At 70.0% G+C, this 21,377-nt stretch carries 19 protein-coding genes; 11 read left to right on the top strand and 8 right to left on the bottom strand.

Annotated features, from left to right (window positions below):
* Window positions 1–290: 290 nt before the first annotated feature.
* Both GXY35_04095 and GXY35_04100 read right to left on the bottom strand, forming a co-directional pair.
* The gene (locus GXY35_04095) at window positions 291–1,685 is read right to left on the bottom strand and encodes a hypothetical protein (GenBank protein ID NLW93764.1); all 1,395 of its coding nucleotides are present in this window, start codon (window positions 1,683–1,685) and stop codon (window positions 291–293) included.
* 243 nt (window positions 1,686–1,928) lie between these two features.
* Window positions 1,929–2,900 (bottom strand): hypothetical protein, encoded by a 972-nt coding sequence (locus tag GXY35_04100; protein ID NLW93765.1) that lies wholly within the window; start codon window positions 2,898–2,900, stop codon window positions 1,929–1,931.
* A gap of 174 nt (window positions 2,901–3,074) precedes the next feature.
* Here GXY35_04100 and GXY35_04105 point away from each other — a divergent pair, with 174 nt between their 5' ends.
* From GXY35_04105 to GXY35_04135, 7 genes are all read left to right on the top strand, one after another.
* Entirely contained in the window at window positions 3,075–3,278 is a 204-nt protein-coding gene (locus GXY35_04105) for a hypothetical protein (GenBank protein ID NLW93766.1), read from the top strand.
* Between the two features lie 106 nt (window positions 3,279–3,384).
* The gene (locus tag GXY35_04110) at window positions 3,385–3,564 is read left to right on the top strand and encodes a hypothetical protein (GenBank protein ID NLW93767.1); all 180 of its coding nucleotides are present in this window, start codon (window positions 3,385–3,387) and stop codon (window positions 3,562–3,564) included.
* Window positions 3,565–3,581: 17 nt separating this feature from the next.
* Window positions 3,582–5,147 (top strand): bifunctional phosphoribosylaminoimidazolecarboxamide formyltransferase/IMP cyclohydrolase, encoded by a 1,566-nt coding sequence (gene purH, locus GXY35_04115; GenBank protein NLW93768.1) that lies wholly within the window; start codon window positions 3,582–3,584, stop codon window positions 5,145–5,147.
* A gap of 26 nt (window positions 5,148–5,173) precedes the next feature.
* Window positions 5,174–5,854, top strand: coding sequence for a threonylcarbamoyl-AMP synthase (locus tag GXY35_04120; GenBank protein NLW93769.1), 681 nt, complete (start codon window positions 5,174–5,176; stop codon window positions 5,852–5,854).
* A complete protein-coding gene (gene rpiB / locus GXY35_04125) occupies window positions 5,851–6,303 on the top strand; it encodes a ribose 5-phosphate isomerase B (protein NLW93770.1) in 453 nt (150 codons plus the stop codon). Before GXY35_04120 ends, rpiB begins: the two co-directional genes overlap by 4 nt.
* Before the next feature lie 145 nt (window positions 6,304–6,448).
* Window positions 6,449–7,699, top strand: coding sequence for a serine hydroxymethyltransferase (locus GXY35_04130; GenBank protein NLW93771.1), 1,251 nt, complete (start codon window positions 6,449–6,451; stop codon window positions 7,697–7,699).
* Window positions 7,700–7,712: 13 nt separating this feature from the next.
* Entirely contained in the window at window positions 7,713–8,603 is an 891-nt protein-coding gene (locus GXY35_04135) for a hypothetical protein (protein ID NLW93772.1), read from the top strand.
* 36 nt (window positions 8,604–8,639) lie between these two features.
* Here GXY35_04135 and GXY35_04140 read toward each other — a convergent pair whose 3' ends face one another.
* Window positions 8,640–10,565, bottom strand: a complete 1,926-nt coding sequence (locus GXY35_04140) for a hypothetical protein (protein NLW93773.1) — start codon at window positions 10,563–10,565, stop codon at window positions 8,640–8,642.
* A gap of 182 nt (window positions 10,566–10,747) precedes the next feature.
* Here GXY35_04140 and GXY35_04145 point away from each other — a divergent pair, with 182 nt between their 5' ends.
* From GXY35_04145 to GXY35_04160, 4 genes are all read left to right on the top strand, one after another.
* Window positions 10,748–11,824, top strand: coding sequence for a BMP family ABC transporter substrate-binding protein (locus GXY35_04145; protein ID NLW93774.1), 1,077 nt, complete (start codon window positions 10,748–10,750; stop codon window positions 11,822–11,824).
* 135 nt (window positions 11,825–11,959) lie between these two features.
* Window positions 11,960–13,495, top strand: a complete 1,536-nt coding sequence (locus tag GXY35_04150; protein ID NLW93775.1) for an ABC transporter ATP-binding protein — start codon at window positions 11,960–11,962, stop codon at window positions 13,493–13,495.
* Complete coding sequence (locus tag GXY35_04155; GenBank protein ID NLW93776.1) at window positions 13,495–14,574, top strand: ABC transporter permease; 1,080 nt, start codon at window positions 13,495–13,497, stop codon at window positions 14,572–14,574. The genes GXY35_04150 and GXY35_04155 overlap by 1 nt, the downstream gene beginning before the upstream one ends.
* Window positions 14,567–15,514 (top strand): ABC transporter permease, encoded by a 948-nt coding sequence (locus GXY35_04160; GenBank protein ID NLW93777.1) that lies wholly within the window; start codon window positions 14,567–14,569, stop codon window positions 15,512–15,514. The genes GXY35_04155 and GXY35_04160 overlap by 8 nt, the downstream gene beginning before the upstream one ends.
* Window positions 15,515–15,545: 31 nt before the next feature.
* Here the strand turns inward: GXY35_04160 and GXY35_04165 are convergent, their stop codons facing one another.
* The 5 genes from GXY35_04165 to hemA all read right to left on the bottom strand — a co-directional run bounded on the left by GXY35_04165 (window position 15,546) and on the right by hemA (window position 21,249).
* The gene (locus tag GXY35_04165) at window positions 15,546–16,919 is read right to left on the bottom strand and encodes a sodium:alanine symporter family protein (GenBank protein NLW93778.1); all 1,374 of its coding nucleotides are present in this window, start codon (window positions 16,917–16,919) and stop codon (window positions 15,546–15,548) included.
* A gap of 66 nt (window positions 16,920–16,985) precedes the next feature.
* On the bottom strand, window positions 16,986–17,768 hold the full coding sequence (ccsA, locus tag GXY35_04170; protein ID NLW93779.1) for a cytochrome c biogenesis protein CcsA: 783 nt from the start codon (window positions 17,766–17,768) through the stop codon (window positions 16,986–16,988).
* Window positions 17,753–18,745 (bottom strand): cytochrome c biogenesis protein ResB, encoded by a 993-nt coding sequence (locus GXY35_04175; GenBank protein ID NLW93780.1) that lies wholly within the window; start codon window positions 18,743–18,745, stop codon window positions 17,753–17,755. Before GXY35_04175 ends, ccsA begins: the two co-directional genes overlap by 16 nt.
* A gap of 37 nt (window positions 18,746–18,782) precedes the next feature.
* Window positions 18,783–20,177, bottom strand: a complete 1,395-nt coding sequence (locus GXY35_04180; protein ID NLW93781.1) for a cytochrome B6 — start codon at window positions 20,175–20,177, stop codon at window positions 18,783–18,785.
* 25 nt (window positions 20,178–20,202) lie between these two features.
* The gene (hemA, locus tag GXY35_04185; GenBank protein ID NLW93782.1) at window positions 20,203–21,249 is read right to left on the bottom strand and encodes a glutamyl-tRNA reductase; all 1,047 of its coding nucleotides are present in this window, start codon (window positions 21,247–21,249) and stop codon (window positions 20,203–20,205) included.
* Window positions 21,250–21,377 lie beyond the last annotated feature (128 nt).

A 21,377-nucleotide genomic window follows, 5' to 3' on the forward strand; every position in this document is an offset into this window, starting at 1 on the left:
CAATCCAGTGCTTCACTGATACTCAGCCCGGCTGGCAAGAGAAGAGCGTGGAAGTTCAGTGCAGGGGGGCAGGCCTTACTGGCAAGGTGTCTTTACGCTTGCCTTCTGCCTACATAGGTGACCCCTAAGATTCTGCTAATGAGTTGGGCGGCATCAGCGGGGCTGCGGTGATGAACAGTCACGTTCGTCTTCAGGAGAAGATGCTCAGGGATCGCACGCTGGGAAGGTGCCTAGAGCGTATCTGCGATAAAGTGTATAGTTGAGATCTGACCCCTAGGGTTCCCCTAAGGTCAGCGGCGCTGGACCTTGATCGCTTCCTTGTCCATCGTGATGACGTGCCGGGTGCGGTCCGGTGAGAGGGCGGAGAGGCGGGAGACCGGGGGCATCGTGCCGGCCTCGACGATAACGAAATAGAACCAGGTCGTTCCATTCATCGCCGCGACGCAGGGGAATCTCCTCAGGATAAACGCCGCGAACCTGTCGATCCTGGGGACGCCCGCCGCGAGAGGCCGGATCCCGGGCGTGATGCGTCCGTCCAGCCCCATCGAGTAGATCCCCACCGGCGAATCGGCCAGAAGGTACGCGTCGAACGCCCTCCATATCGGGATCTCAACCCGCGCGGCCAGGGTGAGCGGATCGCCGTGCAGAAACGAGGTGGCGTTGAGTTGAATGTCGATGCCCTTGCGTGGGGTCGGGGCAGGGGTGGGGGTGAGCGACGGGGAGAGATCGCGCAGCTCGAGGTCGAATTCGTTGGGTCCCGTGCGGTCGTACTGATGCAGTGCGGGGGAATAGGTTTTGGCGCGGATCACGTTGTCCGCCGGGGAGAAGGTGTAGTAGCGGAGCCAGCCGTCTCCGCCGTTGGCATTAGTCTGGTAATTCTGCATGATCTGGTGGACCGGTTTTCCGTTGACCAGGTCCGTTCTTCTTGCGACCGGCCAGAGGTGCCCGCATAGGACGAGCAGGATGTTGTCGTGCCGTTTGAGCAGGCTTTCCCAGAGGGAGTTCCCGCAGGTCGACCTGCGGCCGTCATTTTCCAGGAAGTCGTGCGTCACCACGATGACGTTGTGGTTCTTGTGCGCGCCGAGTACCGAGTCCGCCCACGAGATCGGGAAACTATCCGCGCAGTACTCCATCCCCAGCACGAGGAACTCGTGCCCCCCCGCGGAGAAAAAGGCGTAGTTGTTCTGGTTGCTGTCGGGGGGGTAGTTTCCGCCGTAGTAGTCGAAAGGCCCGAACCTTCCGGGACCGAAATAGGTATTGAAGAATCTGTACTGGTAGTCCGGCGGCCCGTCGTGGTTGCCGGGCACGACCAGGTAGGGAACGATCCCGTCCAGCACGCGCATGCTGTTATCCGCGTTCTCCCACTGCGTGAGCGAGGTCGGGTAGTCGACGATGTCCCCGACGTGCACCACGAAGACGATGTTGAGCTCGTCCCGGTTGTCCTCGATCCAGCGGGTTTGCAGGGAGAAGGTGTCGGGGTAGAGGGCCGAGTAGTTCTGGGTGTCGGGGAGGACCACCACGGTGAAATCCTCGGGCGCGGAGGGCTGCGCCGACAGCGGGCACGGGACCGTGACGGAAAGGAGGATGCCGGCGGCGACGAGGGCGGAGAGACGGCTGCAGTCGAACCGTGCCTCGCGTGTCTGAAAGGCGCGGCGGTTCGTCTCCCGCCTGTCATGAAGACGCATACACCGCCCCATGCCGCCACCCTCCGCCGGTTGCGCCGAGAAGCTCGCATCCCGCCGCATGCCAGGACGGTAGTGTAGCACGCCGCGGGCCCCAATTCAAACGGTGCGTGCGCCGGGGCGACGTTGACAATTCAAGCGCCCCCGGCACCCCCGGAGCGTGCGCGGATCGAAATCGATCCGATTCCGGCATCTCGCGGCCGAGCGCCATTTCGTTTCGACCCCGATTTCGATGCGTCCGACCGCTCAGGGGGCTATCGTGACGGAGGTCGAACCGAGCGGTCCGCCCGAGACGATCACCAGGTCGCCGGGGGTGAGGAACCGTCCGCTCCGCCCAGCCATCCCGATCAAAAGGGAGAGCCTCGCGAACCGGTCGATTCCGAGCAGATCCGCGAGCGTTCGTTTCCATTTCGGCACCCGCAGCGCCACGCCTTCGGGCGTTCCGGTGAGCACCAGGTCCCCCGCGCCCGGGAGGTCGTCGGGGAAACGGGCGGCGATGCCGCGCAGCATCTGCCTCGGCGTGTAGAGGAGGCGGGCGGTCGTCTCCCGCTGCCGCACTTCGCCGTTCACCTCAGCGGTGAGCGTCACGCACGGGACCGCGTCGAGGGTCGGCGCGTCGGGGACCCAGATCCACGGTCCGACCGGCAGGAAGCCGGGGAAGCTTTTCGACGCGCCCCAGTAGTCGTCCCGGTCGGGCCGGCCCTCTCCCAGCGCCGCGACGGAGCGGGCGGAGAGGTCGTTGGCGACGAAAAAGCCGATCCGCGGGGCGTAGGACGGCTCCTCGATCCTCCGCCAGTCCACCTCCTCCAGCAAGACGAAGGCGAGTTCAGCCTCGTAGTCGAGCAGCGCCGGGAGATCCTTGATCCTTCTCGCCGCCTCCCGCCCGAGCCCCGGCTCGAGCTGATCGAGCGCCTCGACGAGCAGGGGCATGGACGGTACGCGCACCGGCAGCCCCTCCGCGTTGAGCGATCCGGGGCTCTTTTTGAAGATGGGGGGCTGCGCCTCCGCGTCGGTGCGCGCGCCGGTCTCCCCGGCGTGGCCGGCGTAGGAGAGACCGATACCGTAGATTCGCGCCGGGCAAAGCGCGGCGGGCAGGAGGCGGCCGTGGCGCGCGTCGATATCGATGCAGCCGATCGCGGGGGGGCGCGCGGGGGGCGTCGCGCACCCCGCGGCGAACGCCGCCACGGCGACCGTCGCTGTACGCATCGCGCCGCGCACCGGCCATCCCTCCCGTTTGAGTCCGTTGCCGCGGGGAGAAGGGGCGGGCCCGAAATCCCGCGACGGGTCCCGTTTCGCCCGCGCGCCCCGGCTGGGACGGGGCGTGCGGCGCCTCCCCAATTATGGTATCATCTCCCGTGTGACAAGGAAAACAGGCTGCAAGGGGGGCGGGCGATGCAGATCGTGACGCGATTCCACAAAAAGCTGTGCACGTTGAAGAAGCAGGATGTGAAGGTAAACTACGAGGGGGTGCGGGAGCGCGGCAACCCGAACGTGAACTGGCAGCCGACGGAGTGTCTCGGACTCACCGAGGAGTGCGTCGAGGCGAAATGCAGGTTCACGAAGAAGCCGGGGGCGAACAAAAACTACCTGCGGTGACAAGGGGCCGTCCCCCCCGTCTCTCGCGGGAGGCGGGCGCGGGCGGGTCGCACGGACGCCGCACAACGGAGCCGCGCCTGCAGCGCGGCGAAAGGGGTACGGGCAGATGAAATCGCTCGCGATCGCGTTCATCCTCGCCGGCGCCGTGCTGGCGGGCGGCTGCCGGACCGTGAGCCTGTGCAAGTCGGTGGCGCACAACCAGTACAAGACCGTCCAGGGTGTCAGATACTCCGACAGTCTCGTCACGGACGACGGGAAATCGCGCCTGACGAGGACCATCGAGTGAACGGGGAGAGGCCGTCGATGCGTCCGGTGCGCCGCGCGCTCATAAGCGTCCATGACAAGCGGGGCGTCGCAGAGTTCGCGCGCGGCCTCGCCGGACTCGGTGTCTCCGTCATCTCCACCGGCGGGACCGCCCGGCACCTGCGCGCCGCGGGCGTTTGTGTCACGGAGGTGTCCGATTTTACGGGCGTTGCGGAGACGCTCGGCGGGCGCGTGAAGACCCTGCATCCGAAGCTGCACGCGGGGATACTCGCCTGCAGGGACAGCGAGGCGCACCGCCTCGAGATGGAGCGCGCGGGGTGGAAGTCGATCGACCTCGTGGCGGTCAACCTTCCCCCGGCGCCGCCCGCGGAGGGGATCGACCTCCACGCCCTGCTCGAAACCGTTGACATCGGCGGCCCGGCGCTCCTGCGGGCCGCGGCGAAGAACTGCCGCGACGTGGTTGTGGTCTGCTCCCCGGCGCGGTACGGCATCGTGCTCGAGGAGCTCGTTGCGGGAGACGGCACGGTGCCGGACGGGTTGCGGGTGCGGCTGGCGCGCGAGGCGTTCGAGGCGACCGCCTGCTACGACGCCAGGGTGCAGCGCCTGCTGTACCGGCACACCTCCCCCGCCGCGCACGCCTTCCCGCTCGAGCTTTCGTTCGACAGCGCCAAGAAGGAGGAGCTTCGCTACGGCGAGAATCCGCACCAGCGGGCCGCGATCTACCGGCTGCTCTCCTGCGGCGAGCCGTCGGCGGCGGAGGGGACCCTGCTCTGCGGCAAGGCGCTCTCCTACAACAACTACGTGGATCTCGACGCCGCGCTGGAGATCGTGAAGGAGTTCCAGACGCCCGCCTGCGCGATCGTCAAGCACGGCAATCCGTGCGGAGTCGCGATCGCGGAGCGGCTGCTGGAGGCGTACCGGAGGGCGCGGGCGACGGATCCGGAGTCGGCGTTCGGCGGCATCGTCGGTTTCGGAGGCGAGGTGGACGAGGAGCTCGCGGCGGAGCTCGCCTCGACGTTCCTGGAGTGCGTCGTCGCGCCGTCGTTCACCGCCGCGGCGCGCCGGGCGCTGGGGGAGAAGAAAAACCTCCGCCTCCTCGAGGTGCCCTCCCTGGCCGGGTGGACCGGCAGGCACGCGGCCGGGGATGCGGGGTTTGAGGTGCGCTCGATCACCGGCGGCCTGCTCCTGCAGGATCGGGACACCGGCTCGGTGGGCCTGGGGGACCTCCGGCAGGTGACGGAGGCCAGGCCGACGATCGCGGAGTCGCGCTCGATCCTCTTCGCATGGGCCGTCGTGAGGCATGTCCGGTCGAACGCGATCGTGATCGCCGGGGACGGCGAGACCGTGGGGATCGGCGCGGGGCAGATGAGCAGGGTGGACGCCGCGCGGCTCGCCATACTCAAGGCCCGGAAACCGATCGCCGGGTGCGTGGCCGCCTCGGACGGTTTCTTCCCGTTCCGTGACGCCGTGGACGAGCTGGCGCGCGCGGGGGTGCGGACGCTCGTGCAGCCGGGCGGCTCCCGGATGGACCCGGAGGTCATCAAGGCCTGCGACGAGCTCGGGGTGGCGATGGTGTTCACGGGGATGCGGTGCTTCAGACACTGAATTCCAAGGCCGGACGGGGCGCGGGGATGACCGCGACGAGGATCATCGAACTCTCCGGCGGCGCGTCGGATGCGGAAGCCCTCGCCGAGGCGGCGGCGGCGCTCGGGGAAGGCAAGACGGTCGTGTTCCCGACGGAGACCGTCTACGGGCTCGGGTGCTGCGCGTCGATGCCGGAGGCGGTGCGCCGCGTCTACGAGATCAAGGGGCGGGCGTGGGGGAAGCCGCTCGCCGCGTATGTCGTCTCCGTCGCGGAGGCGGTCCGCTACGGGGTCGTCTTCTCCGAGGAGGCGCGCCGGCTTGCGGAACGATTCTGGCCGGGCCCGCTGACGCTGCTCCTCCCGGACGCCGGAGGAAACCGCGTCGGCTTCCGCTGCCCCGGCGATCCCCGGGCGCTCGCCCTGATCCGGCGGGCGGGCGTGCCGGTGGCGGGAACGAGCGCGAACAGGAGCGGGGAGGCGCCGCCGGCGGACGGGGCCGAGGCGGTGCGCCTGATGGACGGACTCGCCGACCTGGTGCTGGCGGCGGGACCCGCGCGCCTCGGACGGGAGTCCTCGATCGTCGATCTCGCGGGGCCGGAACCCCGCTTGGTCCGGGAGGGGGCGGTCGGGTGTGGTGAGATCGAGGAGGCGCTGGGACGGCCGCTCCTGCGCGGGGACGCGGACGATCGCGCCGGGGCGGCGGGGCGACGGCGAAAGGGCAGGGCATGAGGATTTCGCTCGGGAGCGATCACGGGGGGTACGAGGTGAAGGAGGCGCTGAAACGGCGCCTCGGGGAAGCGGGGCACACGGTAATCGATTTCGGCTGCGCCGGGACCGACCCGGCGGACTATCCCGAGTACGGCGCGCGCGCCGCGCGGGCGGTCGCATCAGGCGACTGCGCGCGGGGGATCCTCGTCTGCAAGAGCGGGATCGGGATGTCGATGGTGGGCAACAAGATCCCAGGGGTGCGCGCGGCGTTGTGCCTCGACGAGGAGATGGCCGAGTCGAGCAGGCGGCACAACGATGCGAACGTGCTCGCCCTCGCGGCGAACCGTACCGGCCCCGCGGAGGCGATCAGGATCGCGGAGCGGTGGCTCGCGGCGCCGTTCGAGGGGGGCCGCCACGCGCGGCGCGTGGCGGCGATGACGGGGCTGGAGAAGGAGCGGTGCGGTCGCTGACAGGCGCCCGCCTCGCGCGCCGCCGGGCGGGGATAGACGCGGATCGAGAAGGGGATAACGTTCCCGCGCATCGGGAGGCGTTCGTCGGCCGTGCGGGCGGAGAGGCGCCGCAGGGCGGGGACGGGACGGGAGGGGAGACGTGCGACTGGAGAACCTGAGAAGAACCGACCCCGAGGTGTGCGACGCGGTCGAGAACGAGATGCGGCGGCAGTCCGACGAGATCGAGCTGATCGCCTCGGAGAACTTCACGAGCGCCGCGGTGCTGGAGGCGGCCGGCTCGGTGCTGACGAACAAGTACGCCGAGGGGTACCCGGCGCAGCGATACTACGACGGCTGCGAGAACGTGGATCGCGTCGAGGAGCTCGCCCGTGCACGTGCAATCGCGCTCTTCGGCGCCGAGCATGCGAACGTCCAGCCGCACTCGGGCACGCAGGCGAATATGGCGGTCTACTTCACCGTGCTCTCCCCCGGGGACGCGATCCTCTCCATGGACCTCGCCCACGGCGGGCACCTCTCGATGGGGCACCGGGTCAACTTCTCGGGCAGGCTGTACCGGATCCACTCGTACGGGGTGCGCCGGGACACCGAGCGGATAGACTACGAAGAGGTCGCGCGGCTGGCCGCCGCCGTGAAACCGAAACTCCTGATCGCGGGGGCGAGCGCCTATCCGCGGCTGATCGACTACGCCCGCTTCGCCGAGATCGCGCGCGGTTCGGGCGCGCTGCTGATGGTGGACATGGCGCACGTGGCGGGACTCGTGGCGGCGGGGTGCCACCCGTCGCCGGTCCCCCACGCGGACTTCGTGACCAGCACGACGCACAAGACGCTCCGCGGGCCGCGGGGCGGGCTGGTGCTGTGCCGCGCCCGTTTCGCCCGCGATCTCGATCGCGCGGTCTTCCCGGGCATGCAGGGCGGCCCGCTGATGCACCTGATCGCCGCCAAGGCCGTGGCGCTGAAGGAGGCGCAGGGAGAGGCGTTCGCCGCCTACCAGCGGCAGGTCGTCAAGAACGCGGCGGCGCTCGCCGCGGCGCTCGCCTCCCGTGGCTTCAGGATCGTCTCCGGGGGCACCGACAATCACCTGATGCTGGTGGACCTCACCCCGCGGGGCCTCACCGGGAAGGAGGCCTCGGACGCCCTCCACGCGGGCGGGATCACGGTCAACAAGAACATGATCCCGTTCGACACGCGCACGCCGTTCGTCACGAGCGGAATCAGGATCGGGACGCCGGCGGTCACGACGCGCGGGATGCGGGAGGGGGAGATGGAGCGCATCGCGGAACTGATCGAGCGGGCGTTGCAGGGGATCGGCGATCCGGCCGCGGCGGTCGCGGTGCGGAAAAGGGTCGCGGCACTGTGCGGTGCGTTTCCGCTGCCGTACGGCGGGAAGCGGGGGTGACGGAGGGACGGCCATGCGGCTCGTATTGGTTGCGGCGGTCGTGTGCGCGGCGATTTCGCCGGCGCGGGCGGAGGAGACGATCAGCGGGGACGCCTTCAAGGCATTCAGCGCATCCCCGGAGCGGTACCTGTTGCGCACGGTGGTTTTGGAGGACACTTTCGAGAGGATCGAGCGGGGCTTCAGCCGCATCGAGACGCAGAACTACTTCACGAACGACCGATACGTGAAGTTCTTGCTCGGGCAATCCCCATACCCGTGCATCGGGCTGCGGACCCAGGCGGTGGAATCGGGCCTCGACGTCTGCGGACGCGGCGACCTGGTGAGGGTCCGCGGCCACCTGGTCAAGATCACGGAGAGCCGGCTGGTGGGGCGGGTCCGGGAGGGGGGGGCGGGCTGGCATAAAAACGATTACGTCTACGTCGCCGGACCGCTCCAGAGCGACTACTACTTCAGCGTCGGCAGCGTCGAGAAGGGGTGGGGGGGGCAGGACCCGTCGGCGGAGATGTACGCGGAGGGGATGAACCTCCGCGAGACGCACTACGCCGAGGTCCCGGCGGCGAAGGTCAACGTCGCCCCGGGGGCGCTCGTGGAGCGCGCGATATGGTTCTCCGCCCCGTACGGCGGCATCGTCGACGATTTCAGCGAGCTTGAAACCGCCGCGGGGATGGACGCCGCCACAACGATCAAATTCGCGCTTGCGGGGATCGCGATGCCGGGCTACACGGCCAAGAGCGACGCGACGTCGGAGGGGTTGAACGGGGTCCCCGTCGGCACGCCGGTCCGCGTCTACGGCCGCATCAGGACCAAGGAGACCGGGAAGGGGATGCTGGTCGGGTTTCTCCTCGACCGGATGACCAGGCCCGCTCCGCTCGCCGAGGCGACCGCAGCCCCGGCGAAGCCGTAGCGCGCGCCGCGCGGGGGGATGGACGCCGCGCCCGGCTCAGTCCCCCGCCGCGTCCTCTTCGCTGTCGAGGTAGTCCACCTTCCGCGCCTGCTCGTGGAGCCGGCGGTTCCACTCCGCGAGGAAACGCCCCTCCTCCTCGCGGCGGGCCCGGTCCCGGAAGCGCGCCATCCCTTTCGCGATCTCCTCTTCTGTGGGCTCCTCGCGCGAGACGAGGGCGAAGAGGCAGGATCCGTTCGCCGTATCGAGGACGGGACCGAGCTCGCCGGGCTTCAGGGCGGCGGCCGCCGCCGCGATCGCGGGCTCCGCGCCGAGCCCCTCGACAGGGCCGCGGGCGGTGAACGTCCCGGACTCCTCCGTTTTGATCGAGAGTTCGCCGCAGGCGGCGGCGAAGTCGAGCTGCTTCTCCGCCATCCGCTTCTGCACCTCGCCGTGCAGCCGCGCCGCTTCCTCGCGGGCCTTCAGGCGCCCCTTCTCCGCAGTCAGATCGGCGACGATGCGGGTGCGCACCTCCTCGAGCGGGAGGGTTCTGGCCGCGATCCTCTCCTTCGGGACGACGACGCAGTAGCCCCTGCCCGGCAGCTCGACGATATCGCTGAACGCGCCGACCTCCGTATCGAACGCGGCCTTCGAGAAGTCCATGCTCGGGCCGATCTCCTTCACGACCTCGCCCTCGGCGAACGGGCCGATCTCCATCAGCTCGAGGGATTTGGCCCGCGCGACCGCCTCGAGATCAGGGGTGTCCACGAGGGCGAGCGACGCGTCGACAACGCGGCGGTACGCCTTCTCCTTCTCCTCAGCCGCAAGACGTTCCTTCTTGTCGCGCTGGAGGCGGGAGCGGATGCGGTCCCGGACCTCGTCGAGCGGTTTGGTCCCCGGCTCCTGCGTCTCGTCGACCGCGATGAGGTGGAGCCCCTGCGCCGTCCTCACCGGACCGCCGAAGGCGCCCGCCTCCAGTGCAAACAGCGCGTCCGAGAGCTCCTTCGGCATCTCATGTCGCTCGACGAAACCGAGGTCGCCCCCCTTCGAGGCGGTCTTCTCGTCGGCGGAGTGCCTCTTGGCGAGCTTCGCGAAGGCGCCGCCCGCACGGAGCTTCTCCAGGACCTTCTCCGCCTTCTCCGCGGCCTTCTTCTCGGCCTCGGCGGGGTCCTTCCCCTCGATCTTGAAGAGGATCTGCCGGGCCTTCAGCCGTTTCCCGTGGGCGAACTCCTCCGGGTGGGCGTCGTAGTAGGCACGCACCTCCTCGTCGGTCACCGCGGGCTCCTCGGCGGAAACGGCCCACGGCGCCATCAGGCAGCGTACCGCGACCTTCGTCGGCGTCTTGAACTCCGCGAGGCGCGCCTCGTACCGTTCCCGCACCTCCTCGTCGGAGACGGCCACCGACTTCTCCGCCTGCGCCGCCTCCATGAGGGCGAACCGTATCCGCAGCCTCGTTTCGGCCTCCCGGTACCGCCGGGCGATCTCGGGGTCGGGGAGCCACGCCGACAGCATCGCGAGCTCGCTCATCTTCCGGATCATCATACTCTCCCTGAGCCAGCCCTCGTAGAGATCGGCCGGCACCCCGGCGATGTTCCGGATGAGGCTTTCGTAGCGCGCGGGGTCGAACGCCCCGTCCCCTCCGAACTGGGTCCTGACCGCCCGGGCGAGCTCGCCGTCCGAGACGCTGATCCCCCGCCTGCGGGCCTCCGTGAGGTAGATGAGCCGCTCCCAGGCCATTTGGCGAGCCCGGGCGGCGTCGAGCGGGAAGCCGGACAACTTGCCGGTGACGACGGTCGCCATGTAGGCGTCGTTGAATTCCTCCCGTGAAACGGGCCGCCCGAAGAGTTCGCCCGCGGGGCGCCCCTCTCCGCCGGAGCGGAGGCGTACGCCGACCCCCCACGGGATGAAGGTGACGATGACCACCACGACGAGCACCCACAGGATGGCCTTCATCCTGCGGCGGAAGAACGCGAGCATGCGGCACACCTGCCTTTCCCTCGTTACCGGCGAACGCACATTATAGCCGCAGGAGCGACTTGCCGGCAATGCGGAAAACGGCTGCGAACCGCCGTTCCCGCGCGCGCGGCAGATCGCGGTGGAGAGGCGGGGGAACGGGTGCTATACTACCCGCCGACACCGCGGCCGTGGGCCGCTTCGAGGAGGATCGGATGGCGAGACTGTGTGCGGCGGCGCTGGCCCTGGCGCTGTGGGCAATGGCAGGGTCGGGGGGGGCGGTGGAGCCGGTGAAGGAGATCCGGGCGGGCTTCGTCTACGTGGCGCCGGTCGGCGACGCGGGCTGGAATTGGGCGCACGACGAGGGGAGGAAGGGGCTCGAGAAGCTCCCGTTCGTCTCCAGGACCCGTTTCGTGGAGAACGTGCGGGAGGGGGCCGACGCCACGCGCGTGATGACCCAGTTCGCCGAGATGGGATTCAACCTGATCTTCGCGACGAGCTACGGCTATATGGACCCGTGCGCGGAGGTGGCCGCGAAATACCCGAACGCCTTCTTCCTGCACTGCTCGGGCTCGAGGCGTTCCGCCAATATGACCAGCTACTTCGGCCGGATGTACCAGGCGCGCTACCTCACCGGGATCGTCGCGGGGAAGATGACGAAACGCGACCAGATCGGCTACGTCGCCGCGCACCCGATCCCCGAGGTGATCCGCGGCATCAACGCCTTCACGCTCGGCGTCCGGTCGGTCAACCCGAAGGCGAAGGTGCGGGTCGTCTGGACCTACACCTGGTTCGACCCGGCGCGCGAGAAGCAGGCCGCCGAGAGCCTCATCGAGGTCGGGGCGGACGTGATCGCCCAGCACCAGGACTCCGCCGGCCCGCAGCAGGCGGCCCAGGAGAAGGGGGTCTGGAGCATCGGCTACAACACCGACCAGAGCCGGTTCGCGCCGAAGGCGCACCTCACCTCGGCGGTCTGGAACTGGGGCCCCCTCTACACGAAGATCGCGACGGAGCTTCACGAGGGGAGATGGACGAACGAGCCGGTCTGGTGGGGGATCGAGACCGGGATCGTGGACATCGCCCCGCTCGGGCCGATGGTCCCCGACGAGGTGCGGACGCTCGTCGCGAAGAGGAAGCGGGAGATCGCGGAGAAGCGGCTCGTGGTCTTTCGCGGCCCGGTAAGGGACCAGGGGGGGCGGACGGCGATCCCCGAGGGGAAGACGCTCGACGACGCGGAGCTCCAGGCGATGAACTGGTTCGTGGAGGGGGTGGAGGGGAAGGCGCCGAGGTAGGATCTTCCCGGACGCGGCGAGACGGCCCGCGGAAATGATCCATGAGGCGTTCACGGTTCACCTCTCCGCCGCGGAGGGCGAAGGGTATTCCTTCGGGGAAGGCGCGCATTCGGTATGAGGAACGGGGACGGATCCATCGACGCCCTCGCGGTGCGGATGCGCGGCATCCGGAAGCGTTTCCCCGGCGTGGCGGCCGCGGACGGCGTCGACTTCGATCTGCGCCGCGGCGAGATCCACACCCTCCTCGGGGAGAACGGGGCCGGCAAATCCACCCTGATGCAGATCCTCTCCGGCCTCTACCGCCCCGACGCCGGGGAGATCGAGATCGACGGGCGTCCTGTGGCGATCCGTTCGCCGCGAAACGCCCTCGCCCTCGGCATCGGGATGCTCCACCAGCACAGCATGCTCATCCCGCGCCACACGGTGGCCGAGAACGCGGCGCTCCTGATGCCCGACCTTTCGTTCCTCTACCGCGCGCGCGAGATCGAGCGGCGCGTCGCGGAGACGGCGCAACGCTACGGTTTCGCGGTGGACCCGGGCGCCCCCGCCTGGCAGCTCTCGGTCGGCGAGCAGCAGCGGGCCGAGATCGTCGCGCTCCTGCTCAGGCGGGCGCGTATCCTCATCCTGGATGAGCCGACGGCGGTGCTCGCCCCGGCCGAGATCCGCTCCCTGTTCGCCGTGATGCGCGGCCTCGCCGCGGAGGGGCGTTCGATCGTCTTCATCTCGCACAAGCTCGACGAGGTGATGGAGATCTCCGACCGGATCACCGTGCTCAGGAAGGGACGGCGGGTCGCGGTGCTCGATCGGGCGGCGACGAGCGAGAGGGCGCTCGCCCGCCTGATGGTGGGGCGGGGATGCGACGCACCCGCTCCCGCGGCCGCGCGGACGGGGGGGCTGCCGGTGGTCGAACTCAGGGGGATCGAGGCGTTCGGCGACCGCGGCGCCCCCGCCCTGCGCGGGGTCGACCTCGACCTGCGGTGCGGGGAGATCCTCGGCATCGCGGGGGTCTCCGGCAACGGGCAGCGTGAGCTCGAGCAGGTGCTCACCGGCCTGCGGAAGCCCTCGGCGGGACGGTACAGGCTGCTCGGGAGGGAGATGTCGGCGGCCTCCCCCGCGGCGATCATCGCCCGCGGGCTCGCCTGCATCCCCGGCGACCGGAGCAGGGTCGGCACCGCCGCGGGGCTCGGCGCGGTCGAGAACCTCATCCTGAAGCGCCGCCGCCTGCCCCCGGTCGGGGCGGGGATCCTGCTGCGGGCCGGCGAGGCCGAGGAGTGGGCGCGGGAACTCATCGAGCGCTACTCGATCTCCGTCCCCGATCTGCGCCTCCCCGTCCGGCTGCTTTCGGGCGGGAACCTTCAAAAGATCGTCCTCGCCCGGGAGCTCGCGTCCGGGCCGCGGGCCCTCCTCGCGGTCCACCCGACGCGGGGTCTCGACATCGGGGCGGCCGGGGAGGTCCGCGCCGCCCTCCTGACGATGCGGGACTGCGGGGCGGCGGTGCTGCTCATATCCGAGGACCTCGACGAAATCCTCGCCCTCGGCGACAGGGTGGCGGTGATGCACCGGGGGAGGCTGAGCGGGGCGATGCGGCGGGGGGAGGCACACCGAGAGACCATCGGCCTCCTGATGACGGGGCAGGGGCCCGGGGCGGAGCGGGTGGAGGCGGAAGGATGATAGTGCCCGCGCTCGAGAAGCGGCTTCAGGCGACGCGGCCTTTGCGCGCCGCGGTCACGCTCGGCTCGCTCGCCCTCGCGCTGCTTCTGGGCGGCGCCGTGATCGCGGCGGTCGGCGTCAACCCCCTCGACGCCTACGCCGCGCTCTGCAGGGGGGCGTTCGGGACCCGCTACGGCCTCGCGGAGACGACGGTCAAGGCGATCCCGCTCCTCTTCTGCGGCCTGAGCGTCTCGCTGGCGCTCCGGATGCGGCTCTGGAACATCGGGGCGGAGGGACAGTACGTGGCCGGGGCGCTCGCCGCCTCCCTCGTCGCGCTCGGCATCCCCGGCTTCGGCCGCCCCGCCTACTTCGTCCTGATGCTCCTGGCCTCGTTCGCCGCCGGGGCGCTCTGGGGCGCGGTCCCGGGCCTGCTCCGCGCGCGCCTGAACGTGAGCGAGATCATCACCACGCTTCTGTTGAACTGGGTGGCGATCTACCTCGTCCAGTTCTTCGTCTACGGCCCCCTCCGCGGGGCGGACGGATTTCCGTTCACGAGCCCGTTTCCTCCCGCCGCCTGCCTCGCGCAGCTCGGGTGGGGGAGGGTCCACGCCGGAATCTTCCTGGCCGCTGCGGCCGTGCTCGCGCTCCGGTTCGCGCTCGAGAGGACCGTCTGGGGGTACGAGGTCAGGGTGATCGGCGACAGCCCGGAGTGCGCCCGCTACGCCGGGATGGCGATCGGGCGGAACATCGTCGCGGTGATGGCCGCGGCCGGCGGGCTTGCCGGGCTCGCCGGCTTCTGCCAGGTCGCGGGGGTCGAGTGCAGGATCCCGCGCGAAATCTTCGCCCAGTACGGCTACACCGCGATCATCGTCGCCTGGCTCGCGCGGGCGCGCCCGCTCGGCGTGGCGCTGGTCGCGTTTCTCTTCGGGGGGCTCCTCACCGGGGGGGAGATGATCCAGATCGACCTCGGCGTCCCGATATCGGCGATCAACATCCTCACCGGGTCGATCCTCTTCTTCCTTCTCGCCGGGGATCTGTTCCTGGACTATCGGGTCGTCATGCGGAGAGCCGTCTCGTCGCGGGGGGGGGCGGATGGATAGCGGGCTCGGCTTCGTCCAGGCGGTGCTCGCGGCGGCGGTGGACCAGGGCGCGCCGCTGCTGCTCGTCGCGCTCGGCGAGATCATCTCCGAGCGCGCCGGGGTGCTGAACCTCGGCGCCGAGGGGATGATGCTGATGGGGGCGGTCTGCGGCTTCGCGGCGTGCGGCGCGGGGTCGAGCCTCCTCGCGGGCGTCGCGGCGGCGATGCTCGCCGGGGGGCTGTTCAGCCTCGCCCACGCCGTCCTCTCGGTGACGTTCAGGGCCAACCAGATCGTGAGCGGCCTCGCCCTCTCCATCCTGGGCCTGGGCCTCTCCTCGTTCATCGGGGAGCGGATGGACCTGATCCTGCAGCCCGCGGCGCTCGGCTTCACCGCGATCGAGATCCCCCTCCTGTCGCGGCTGCCGTTTCTCGGCCCGGCGCTCTTCCGACAGAACCTTCTCGCCTACGCGGCCTACGCCCTCGCCCCCGCGACCTGGTTTTTCCTCTTCAGGACGCGGCTCGGCCTGTGCATCCGCGCGGTCGGGGAGAGCCCGGCGACGGCGGACGTGACGGGGGTGCGGGTCGCCGCCGTGCGGTACCTCTGCGTGACGCTCGGCGGGATCCTCGCCGGGCTCGGCGGGGCGTACCTCTCGCTCGCCCTATCCCCGGGATGGAAGGAGCAGATGACCGCGGGGCGCGGCTGGGTGGCGCTCGCCCTCGTGATATTCGGCGCCTGGCATCCCGGCAGGGCGGCGCTCGGGGCGCTGCTCTTCGGGGCGCTCTACTCGCTCGACACGAGGATGCAGGCGCGCGGGACCGTCATCCCGGTGCAGTTCCTCCAGATGATCCCGTACATCGGCACGATCGTCTTTCTCTCGGTCGCCCAGCGGGGGTCGTCGCGGCGCGCGGCATCCGCGCCGGAGGCGCTGGGGAGGCCGTACTTCAGGGAGGAGAAGGAGTAGCCGCGGGGGGCGAACGACAGGAAGGGGCGAATCAGGGACCGCAGAGCCTTTTGAGGCCGGCCTTCGTCTCGGCCGCCGCGACGCCGCTCAGCAAAACGAGCGAGACGAGGTTCGGGACGGCCATCAGGGCGTTGGCGATGTCCGCGAACGCCCAGACCGACGGGATGGAGAGGACCGATCCCGCCATCACCGCGGCGACCCAGATCCTTCGATACGGTTCGATCGCGCGGGCGCCGAGGAGGTACTCGATCGCCTTCTCCCCGTAGTAGCACCAGCCGAAGATGGTCGAGGCGACGAAGGTGCACAGCCCCACCGCGAGCACCGTCGGGCCGACACGGGGGATGCCGGCGAACGCCGCGGAGGTGAGCGCGGCGCCCTGCAGTCCGCTCGTCCACGCGCCGGAGTTCACCAGCACGAGCCCCGTCATGGCGCAGACCACCACCGTGTCCCAGAACGTCCCGGTCATCGAGATGAGCGCCTGGTCGATCGGCGTGCGGCTCCTGGCAGCCGCGGCGACAATCGGGGCGCTCCCCATCCCCGATTCGTTCGAGAAGAGCCCCCGGGCGATCCCGTAGCGGACCGCGTCCCGCACCCCGGCGCCGACAAATCCCCCGAGCGCCGCCTGCCCCGTGAAGGCGCTCCGAAAAATCAAGGCGATCGTCCCCGGGATGCCGCGCGCCCCCGCGAGCAGGAGCGCCGCGCAGCCGAGGATGTAGAAAACCGCCATGAACGGCACCAGGAGGCTGCAGACCCGCGCGATGGACCTGATGCCGCGGATCATCACCAGCGCCGTGCAGGCCGTCAGCGCGGCGCCGGTGAGCCACGGGGAGACGCCGAAGCTGTCGCGCAGCATCGTCGCGATCGAGTTCGCCTGCACCATGTTGCCGATGCCGAAGGCGGCCGTCGCCGTGAGGGCGGCGAAGACCAGCCCGAGCCACCGGCAGCCGAGCCCCTTCTCGAGGACGTACATCGGCCCGCCCGCCATGGAACCGTCCTCCGTCGTGACGCGGTACTTCACGGAGAGCAGCGCCTCCGCGTACTTCGTGGCGATGCCGAAGAGGCCGGTGAGCCACATCCAGAGGACCGCCCCGGGCCCGCCGGCGCCGACCACCGTGGCGACGCCGACGATGTTGCCGGCGCCGATCGTCGCGGCGAGGGCCGTCATCAGGGAGGCGAACTGGCTGATGTCGCCCCGGCCACCGCCCCCGCGGGAAAACGAGAGTCTGATCGCCTTCCAGGTGTGTCGCTGGATGAGGCCGAGCCGGAAGGTGAGGAACAGGTGCGTGCCGAAGAGGAGCGCGAGCATCGGCGGGCCCCAGACCGCGTCGCTGACGCGGGAGAGGAACGGCCCGAGCCGCGCGTGCGCGGCCAGCCATGCGAACAGATCGGCGAAGTCCTGGAGCATGCGCGGGAGTATAGCAGAGGGCGCCGGCAGGGACAAGCGCCGGCGGGAAGGAGCGGCGCCCCCCGGTCAGAGGTAGCTGTGAAGGCCGGGGAGGAGGAAGCTCACCCCGAGGTAGGTGAAGAGCACGAAGAGGAGCCCGGCCACGGAGAAGAGGGCGGTCAGGCGGGCCCGCGAGGCGCCCGTCCGGGGCCTGAGGGAGAGGAAGGCGAGATAGAAGAGCCAGGTGAGAAGCGCCCAGGTCTCCTTGGGGTCCCACCCCCACCAGGTGGTCCACGCCTCGTTGGCCCAGACCGATCCGGTCAAGATCCCGTAGGTGAGGAAGAGGAACCCGAAGCGGATGCAGAGCGTCGCCGACCGTTCCCATCCATCCGCGGGCGTTCCGCGCCGCAGGGCCAACGCGGTGCCGATCCCCGCCGCCGCGCCGGCGGTGAAGCCGGCGTAGCCGAGGAAGCTCGCGGCCACGTGGACGACCAGCCAGTTGCTCCGCAGGGCGGGGACGAGGGGGCGGATCGAGGGGTCGAGGGTGGATGCGCCGGCGAGACAGGCGGCGCAGACGAACGGCGCCAGCGCCGCGGGCTCCCGCATCCGCCGGGGGACGAGGAGCGCAAAGGCCACGGCCCACGATGCCCAGGCGAGAAAGACGGCGGTCTCGTAGAGGGTGGTCAGGGGGGCGTGCCCCGCGTGCATCCACCTGAGAACGATGCCGAGCGAGAGGGCCGCGAAGCCGCCGGTCGCCGCCGAGATCGAGATCCGGTACAGGGAGGCGGGTCTCCCCAGCAGGTACAGGACGCCCGCGACGCAGGCGGCCAGGTAGAGCGCCAGGGCGGCGTTGATCAGCGCGGGGTCCATGCGTCCTCCTCCCCGGGGCCGCCGCGCGCCGTCCAGAGCGTGACGCCGAGGGCGAGCAGGGCGAAGCCGCAGTAGACGAGCGGGACGCCCGGGTCGCGCACGAACTCGAGCCCGCTCCACTGCCATCCTGTGCGGTCGTACGTCGACTGGTAGACTTTCCAGCCGCCGATCCTGAGCGGGCGGTTGACCTCGATCCTCCCCTTCGCCGCCGGGGCGCCGTCTCGGAGGATGGTGACCTCCGACGCGTACGATTGCACCCGCTCGGAGCCGCGGTCCAGGAAGACGATGCGCCCGCTCCGCAGGGTCCGGCTCAGCCCCAGGGGAGGGAAGCCGGGGAAGCGGGCGAGCAGCCAGCCGCGTTCCGTCTCCCCGCCCGCGCGCACCTCGACCTCGAGCGCCGGATTGTTGGGGGAGGCGCTCCGCTCGACGATCTCCCCCGACGCGGCCACCTTGAAGTCGGGGATATAGCGCAGGGGGAGGACCCGCAGCCCCTCCGGACCGGTCCATCGCCCGATACGGACCCGGTATAGTTCCATCCCTTCCGCGCCGGGGACGCTGATGCCCAGTTCCAGCGCGCCCCCCGGGTAACGCTCCACGGCGAAACGGTCGAGCCGGAGGGAGAAGCCGGGGTCGAAGCTCCCCCCCTTGCCGTCATCGAACGCGCGGACCTCCTGGCCGGGGTAGAGCTGCACCCGCCCGCGCATCCCCGCCCGGGCGCCCACGAATCCCCCGAGCAGTATGAGCATCGCGCCCAGGCGCATGAGGACGGCCCGGGGCGCCCGGCTGCCTGGCAGGAGGACGCCGAGCAGGAGATTGAGGAAGAGGAGGGCGCAGAGGAGGGAGAAAAGAGGCGAACCGGCGAACGCCGCGGCGCGCGGCGGCGGCAGCAGGGAGCCGGCGGCCGAGAGGAATCCGAGGCAGACGAGGAGCCCCGCGGAGACGCCGGGAGAGGCGCAGAGCACCGGGAACCGTTTCATCGCGCGCCAGGCGCCCTCCCCGCCCCGGTCCGGGCGACTAGAGCGCCCGCATGAAGGCGACCAGATCCTTCTTCTCCTGCGCGCTCAGCTTCAGATCCAGGATCAGATTGAAGAACTCGGCCGTGTCCTCCAGCGTCAGCAAACGCCCGTCGTGCAGGTACGGCGGCGAGTCCTTGATCCCGCGCAGCGGGAAGGTCTTGATCGGCCCCTCGGCGCGGATATACTGCCCGTTGATCATCCGCGGCGCGTAGAAGCGCTCGACCTGGAGGTCGTACATACCGTTGTCGGTGTAGTAGGGGGCCGGGTGGCACTCCGCGCAGCGGCCCTTGCTGAAGAAGACGGCCTCCCCCCTGAGCTCGGACTCGGTGGCCGCGTCCTTCCTCAGCCGCCCGAAGACGTCGAGCTTCGGCGCGGGCGGGAAGTCCAGCAGCGCCTGGAACTCGGCCATGAAGTGGACCTGGCTGCCGCGCTCGAGGATGTTGGCGCCCTTCTTCGTGGCCATCACCGGGTCGCCGTCGAAGTACGCGGCCCGCTGCTCGAACTCGGTAAAATCCTCGACGCTCTTGAGCCCGCGCTGCGACCCGAAGAGGCGCTGGATATTGACGCCGCGCAGCGACGGGACGTCGAGCCTGCTCCGGTGGCTCTGCGGCCGGATGTCGCCCACGAGGTGCGTGGCGGCGACGGTATGGCCGTTGGCGTGGCAGTCGAAGCAGGTCACGCCGAGGCTCGGCTTCTCGGATTTGCGGTCCTCGGTCGCGTTGAACTGCTGCTGCGGGAACTGCGTCACGAGGAGCCGCAGCCCCTCGAGCTGCTTGGGGTTCAACAGCCCGTTGAAGAGGATATGGTAGTTGTCGATGGTGACGTTGCGCCCCTGCGAGACATCGCCCATGCCCTTGTGCGTGGTGAGGTACATCGGGGCCGGAAACTCGGGGAGGAAATGCTCCGGCAGGTCGAAGTCCATGTCGAACCGCTTCAGCCGGTCGAACTCCTTCAGCACCATCTCCGGGAAGACCATTCCGCCGACCTCATGGACCGGATGGGGGAGCGGGAGGTACGGGAAGACGCCCTTCTCCTTGATCTCCTCCGGGCTCATCGCGGCGAGCGTATCCCAGGTGAGGCCGTTCTTCAGCCTCGCCGTGGGGCCGACGGGGAGCGGTTTCCCCCCCGACATCGTCGCGTCGTCGGCGATATTCTTCGACAGGTCGTAGCGCTCGTTGAGGAGGTCCATCTGGCGTTTCATCCGCGCCGGCTTGGCGGCGATGTCCTTGTGCATCGTCTCCTCGAACGGCTCCGTCACCACCACCGGGGAGTAGCTGGACTCCCACGCGGGTTCGATCCTGGGCCGCGAGGCCTCCTCGGCGGCGAGGAGACCCGCGCAGGCGGGCGCGAAGACGAGACACAGGGCGATCAAAACGGGCGCGGATCTCTTCATCATCTCCTCCTTGACGGCGCGGCCGTCAGACGGCGCAGGCGGCGGCGCGTCTCGCCGTTTCCCGCGCGCGGGCGAACTCCCCGATAGACTCCTCTATCATGGCCCGGGCGTTCCTCATCGCCGCGAGGCGGGCCTGTTTCGGCGCCTCCGCGAGCGCGTCGACGCAGCGCAGCGTATAGAGCGTCACCCCCCCGATCGACGCGACGCGGGGGTCCACGTCAGGCGGGTCGGCGAGATCGACGATGCAGAGGGGCCGGCCCCCCCGTCGTTTCATCGCCTCCCCGATCGTCGCGTACCCTACGACCTGGTGCGGGGCGCCGGTGGCGGCAAGGAGGATATCCGTCTCATCCAGCGCCTTGGAGACGGCGCCGAACGGTATGCACGCGGCGCCGCACTGCCCCGCGACGATGCGCGCGTTCTCCTCGGAGCGCGCGGCGAAGCGGATCGCGCCGCACCCGTTCGCGGCGAGGTTGAGGGCGGCGAGCTTTCCCATCTGCCCCGCGCCGAGGACCAGGGCGCGCGCGCCCTCGAGCGTCCCGAGCCGCCGCCGGACGAGCGTCACCGCGAGCGAGGCGGCGGAACAGACGCCGCGGTCTATGCCGGTCCGCGTCCGGACCCGCTTGGATACGTTCAGGCACTTCTGGAAGAGCCGGTTGAGCACGGGCCCGGTGCAGCCGGCGGCGTGCGCGGCGTGGTATGCCTCCTTCACCTGGGCGACGATCTGCTTCTCCCCGACGATGGATGAGTCGAGGCCGCAGACGACCTCGAAGAGGTGCCGCACCGCGTCCCCCTCCTCGAAGACGGAGATCGACGCCCCCGGCGCGGCCGGGTCGACCCCGTGCGCGAGGCGGAGGTAGTCCGCGATCGGCCCCGGGATCCCGACGCCCTCCTCCAGCGCGGCGTAGATCTCGAAACGCAGGCAGGTGGAGAGGATGACGGCCTCGAGGACGCCGGGTGCGCTCCGCAGGGAGCGGGTCTCGGCGAAAAGAAGCTCCCGGGGGATGAAGATGCGCCCGCCTCGCGGGGAGGAGACGCGCGCCCGCTGTGAAAGGCAGACGATGCGGCGACGCATATCTCATCCCTCCGTGAATAATTCCTTATAGCACAAGATCCCGCCCGGAACAACCGAAATCCTCCGCTATCTTCCCGCACCCTCCCCCGCACATTGAGGCGCCGTGCCGCCGGTTGTAGTACACTACC

The organism is Chlamydiota bacterium, from assembly GCA_012729785.1.
GTDB lineage: Bacteria > Auribacterota > Tritonobacteria > UBA1439 > UBA1439 > UBA1439.

Excerpts from the sequence above, each read along its gene's own strand:
- purH (NLW93768.1), top strand. The coding sequence starts at position 3,582 with ATGCGTCCGGTGCGCCGCGCGCTCATAAGCGTCCATGACAAGCGGGGC.
- GXY35_04110 (NLW93767.1), top strand. The coding sequence starts at position 3,385 with ATGAAATCGCTCGCGATCGCGTTCATCCTCGCCGGCGCCGTGCTGGCG.
- ccsA (NLW93779.1), bottom strand. The coding sequence starts at position 17,768 with ATGGACCCCGCGCTGATCAACGCCGCCCTGGCGCTCTACCTGGCCGCC.
- GXY35_04120 (NLW93769.1), top strand. The coding sequence starts at position 5,174 with ATGACCGCGACGAGGATCATCGAACTCTCCGGCGGCGCGTCGGATGCG.
- GXY35_04180 (NLW93781.1), bottom strand. The coding sequence starts at position 20,177 with ATGAAGAGATCCGCGCCCGTTTTGATCGCCCTGTGTCTCGTCTTCGCG.
- GXY35_04135 (NLW93772.1), top strand. The coding sequence starts at position 7,713 with ATGCGGCTCGTATTGGTTGCGGCGGTCGTGTGCGCGGCGATTTCGCCG.
- rpiB (NLW93770.1), top strand. The coding sequence starts at position 5,851 with ATGAGGATTTCGCTCGGGAGCGATCACGGGGGGTACGAGGTGAAGGAG.
- GXY35_04165 (NLW93778.1), bottom strand. The coding sequence starts at position 16,919 with ATGCTCCAGGACTTCGCCGATCTGTTCGCATGGCTGGCCGCGCACGCG.
- hemA (NLW93782.1), bottom strand. The coding sequence starts at position 21,249 with ATGCGTCGCCGCATCGTCTGCCTTTCACAGCGGGCGCGCGTCTCCTCC.
- GXY35_04105 (NLW93766.1), top strand. The coding sequence starts at position 3,075 with ATGCAGATCGTGACGCGATTCCACAAAAAGCTGTGCACGTTGAAGAAG.
- GXY35_04160 (NLW93777.1), top strand. The coding sequence starts at position 14,567 with ATGGATAGCGGGCTCGGCTTCGTCCAGGCGGTGCTCGCGGCGGCGGTG.
- GXY35_04095 (NLW93764.1), bottom strand. The coding sequence starts at position 1,685 with ATGCGTCTTCATGACAGGCGGGAGACGAACCGCCGCGCCTTTCAGACA.
- GXY35_04175 (NLW93780.1), bottom strand. The coding sequence starts at position 18,745 with ATGAAACGGTTCCCGGTGCTCTGCGCCTCTCCCGGCGTCTCCGCGGGG.
- GXY35_04145 (NLW93774.1), top strand. The coding sequence starts at position 10,748 with ATGGCGAGACTGTGTGCGGCGGCGCTGGCCCTGGCGCTGTGGGCAATG.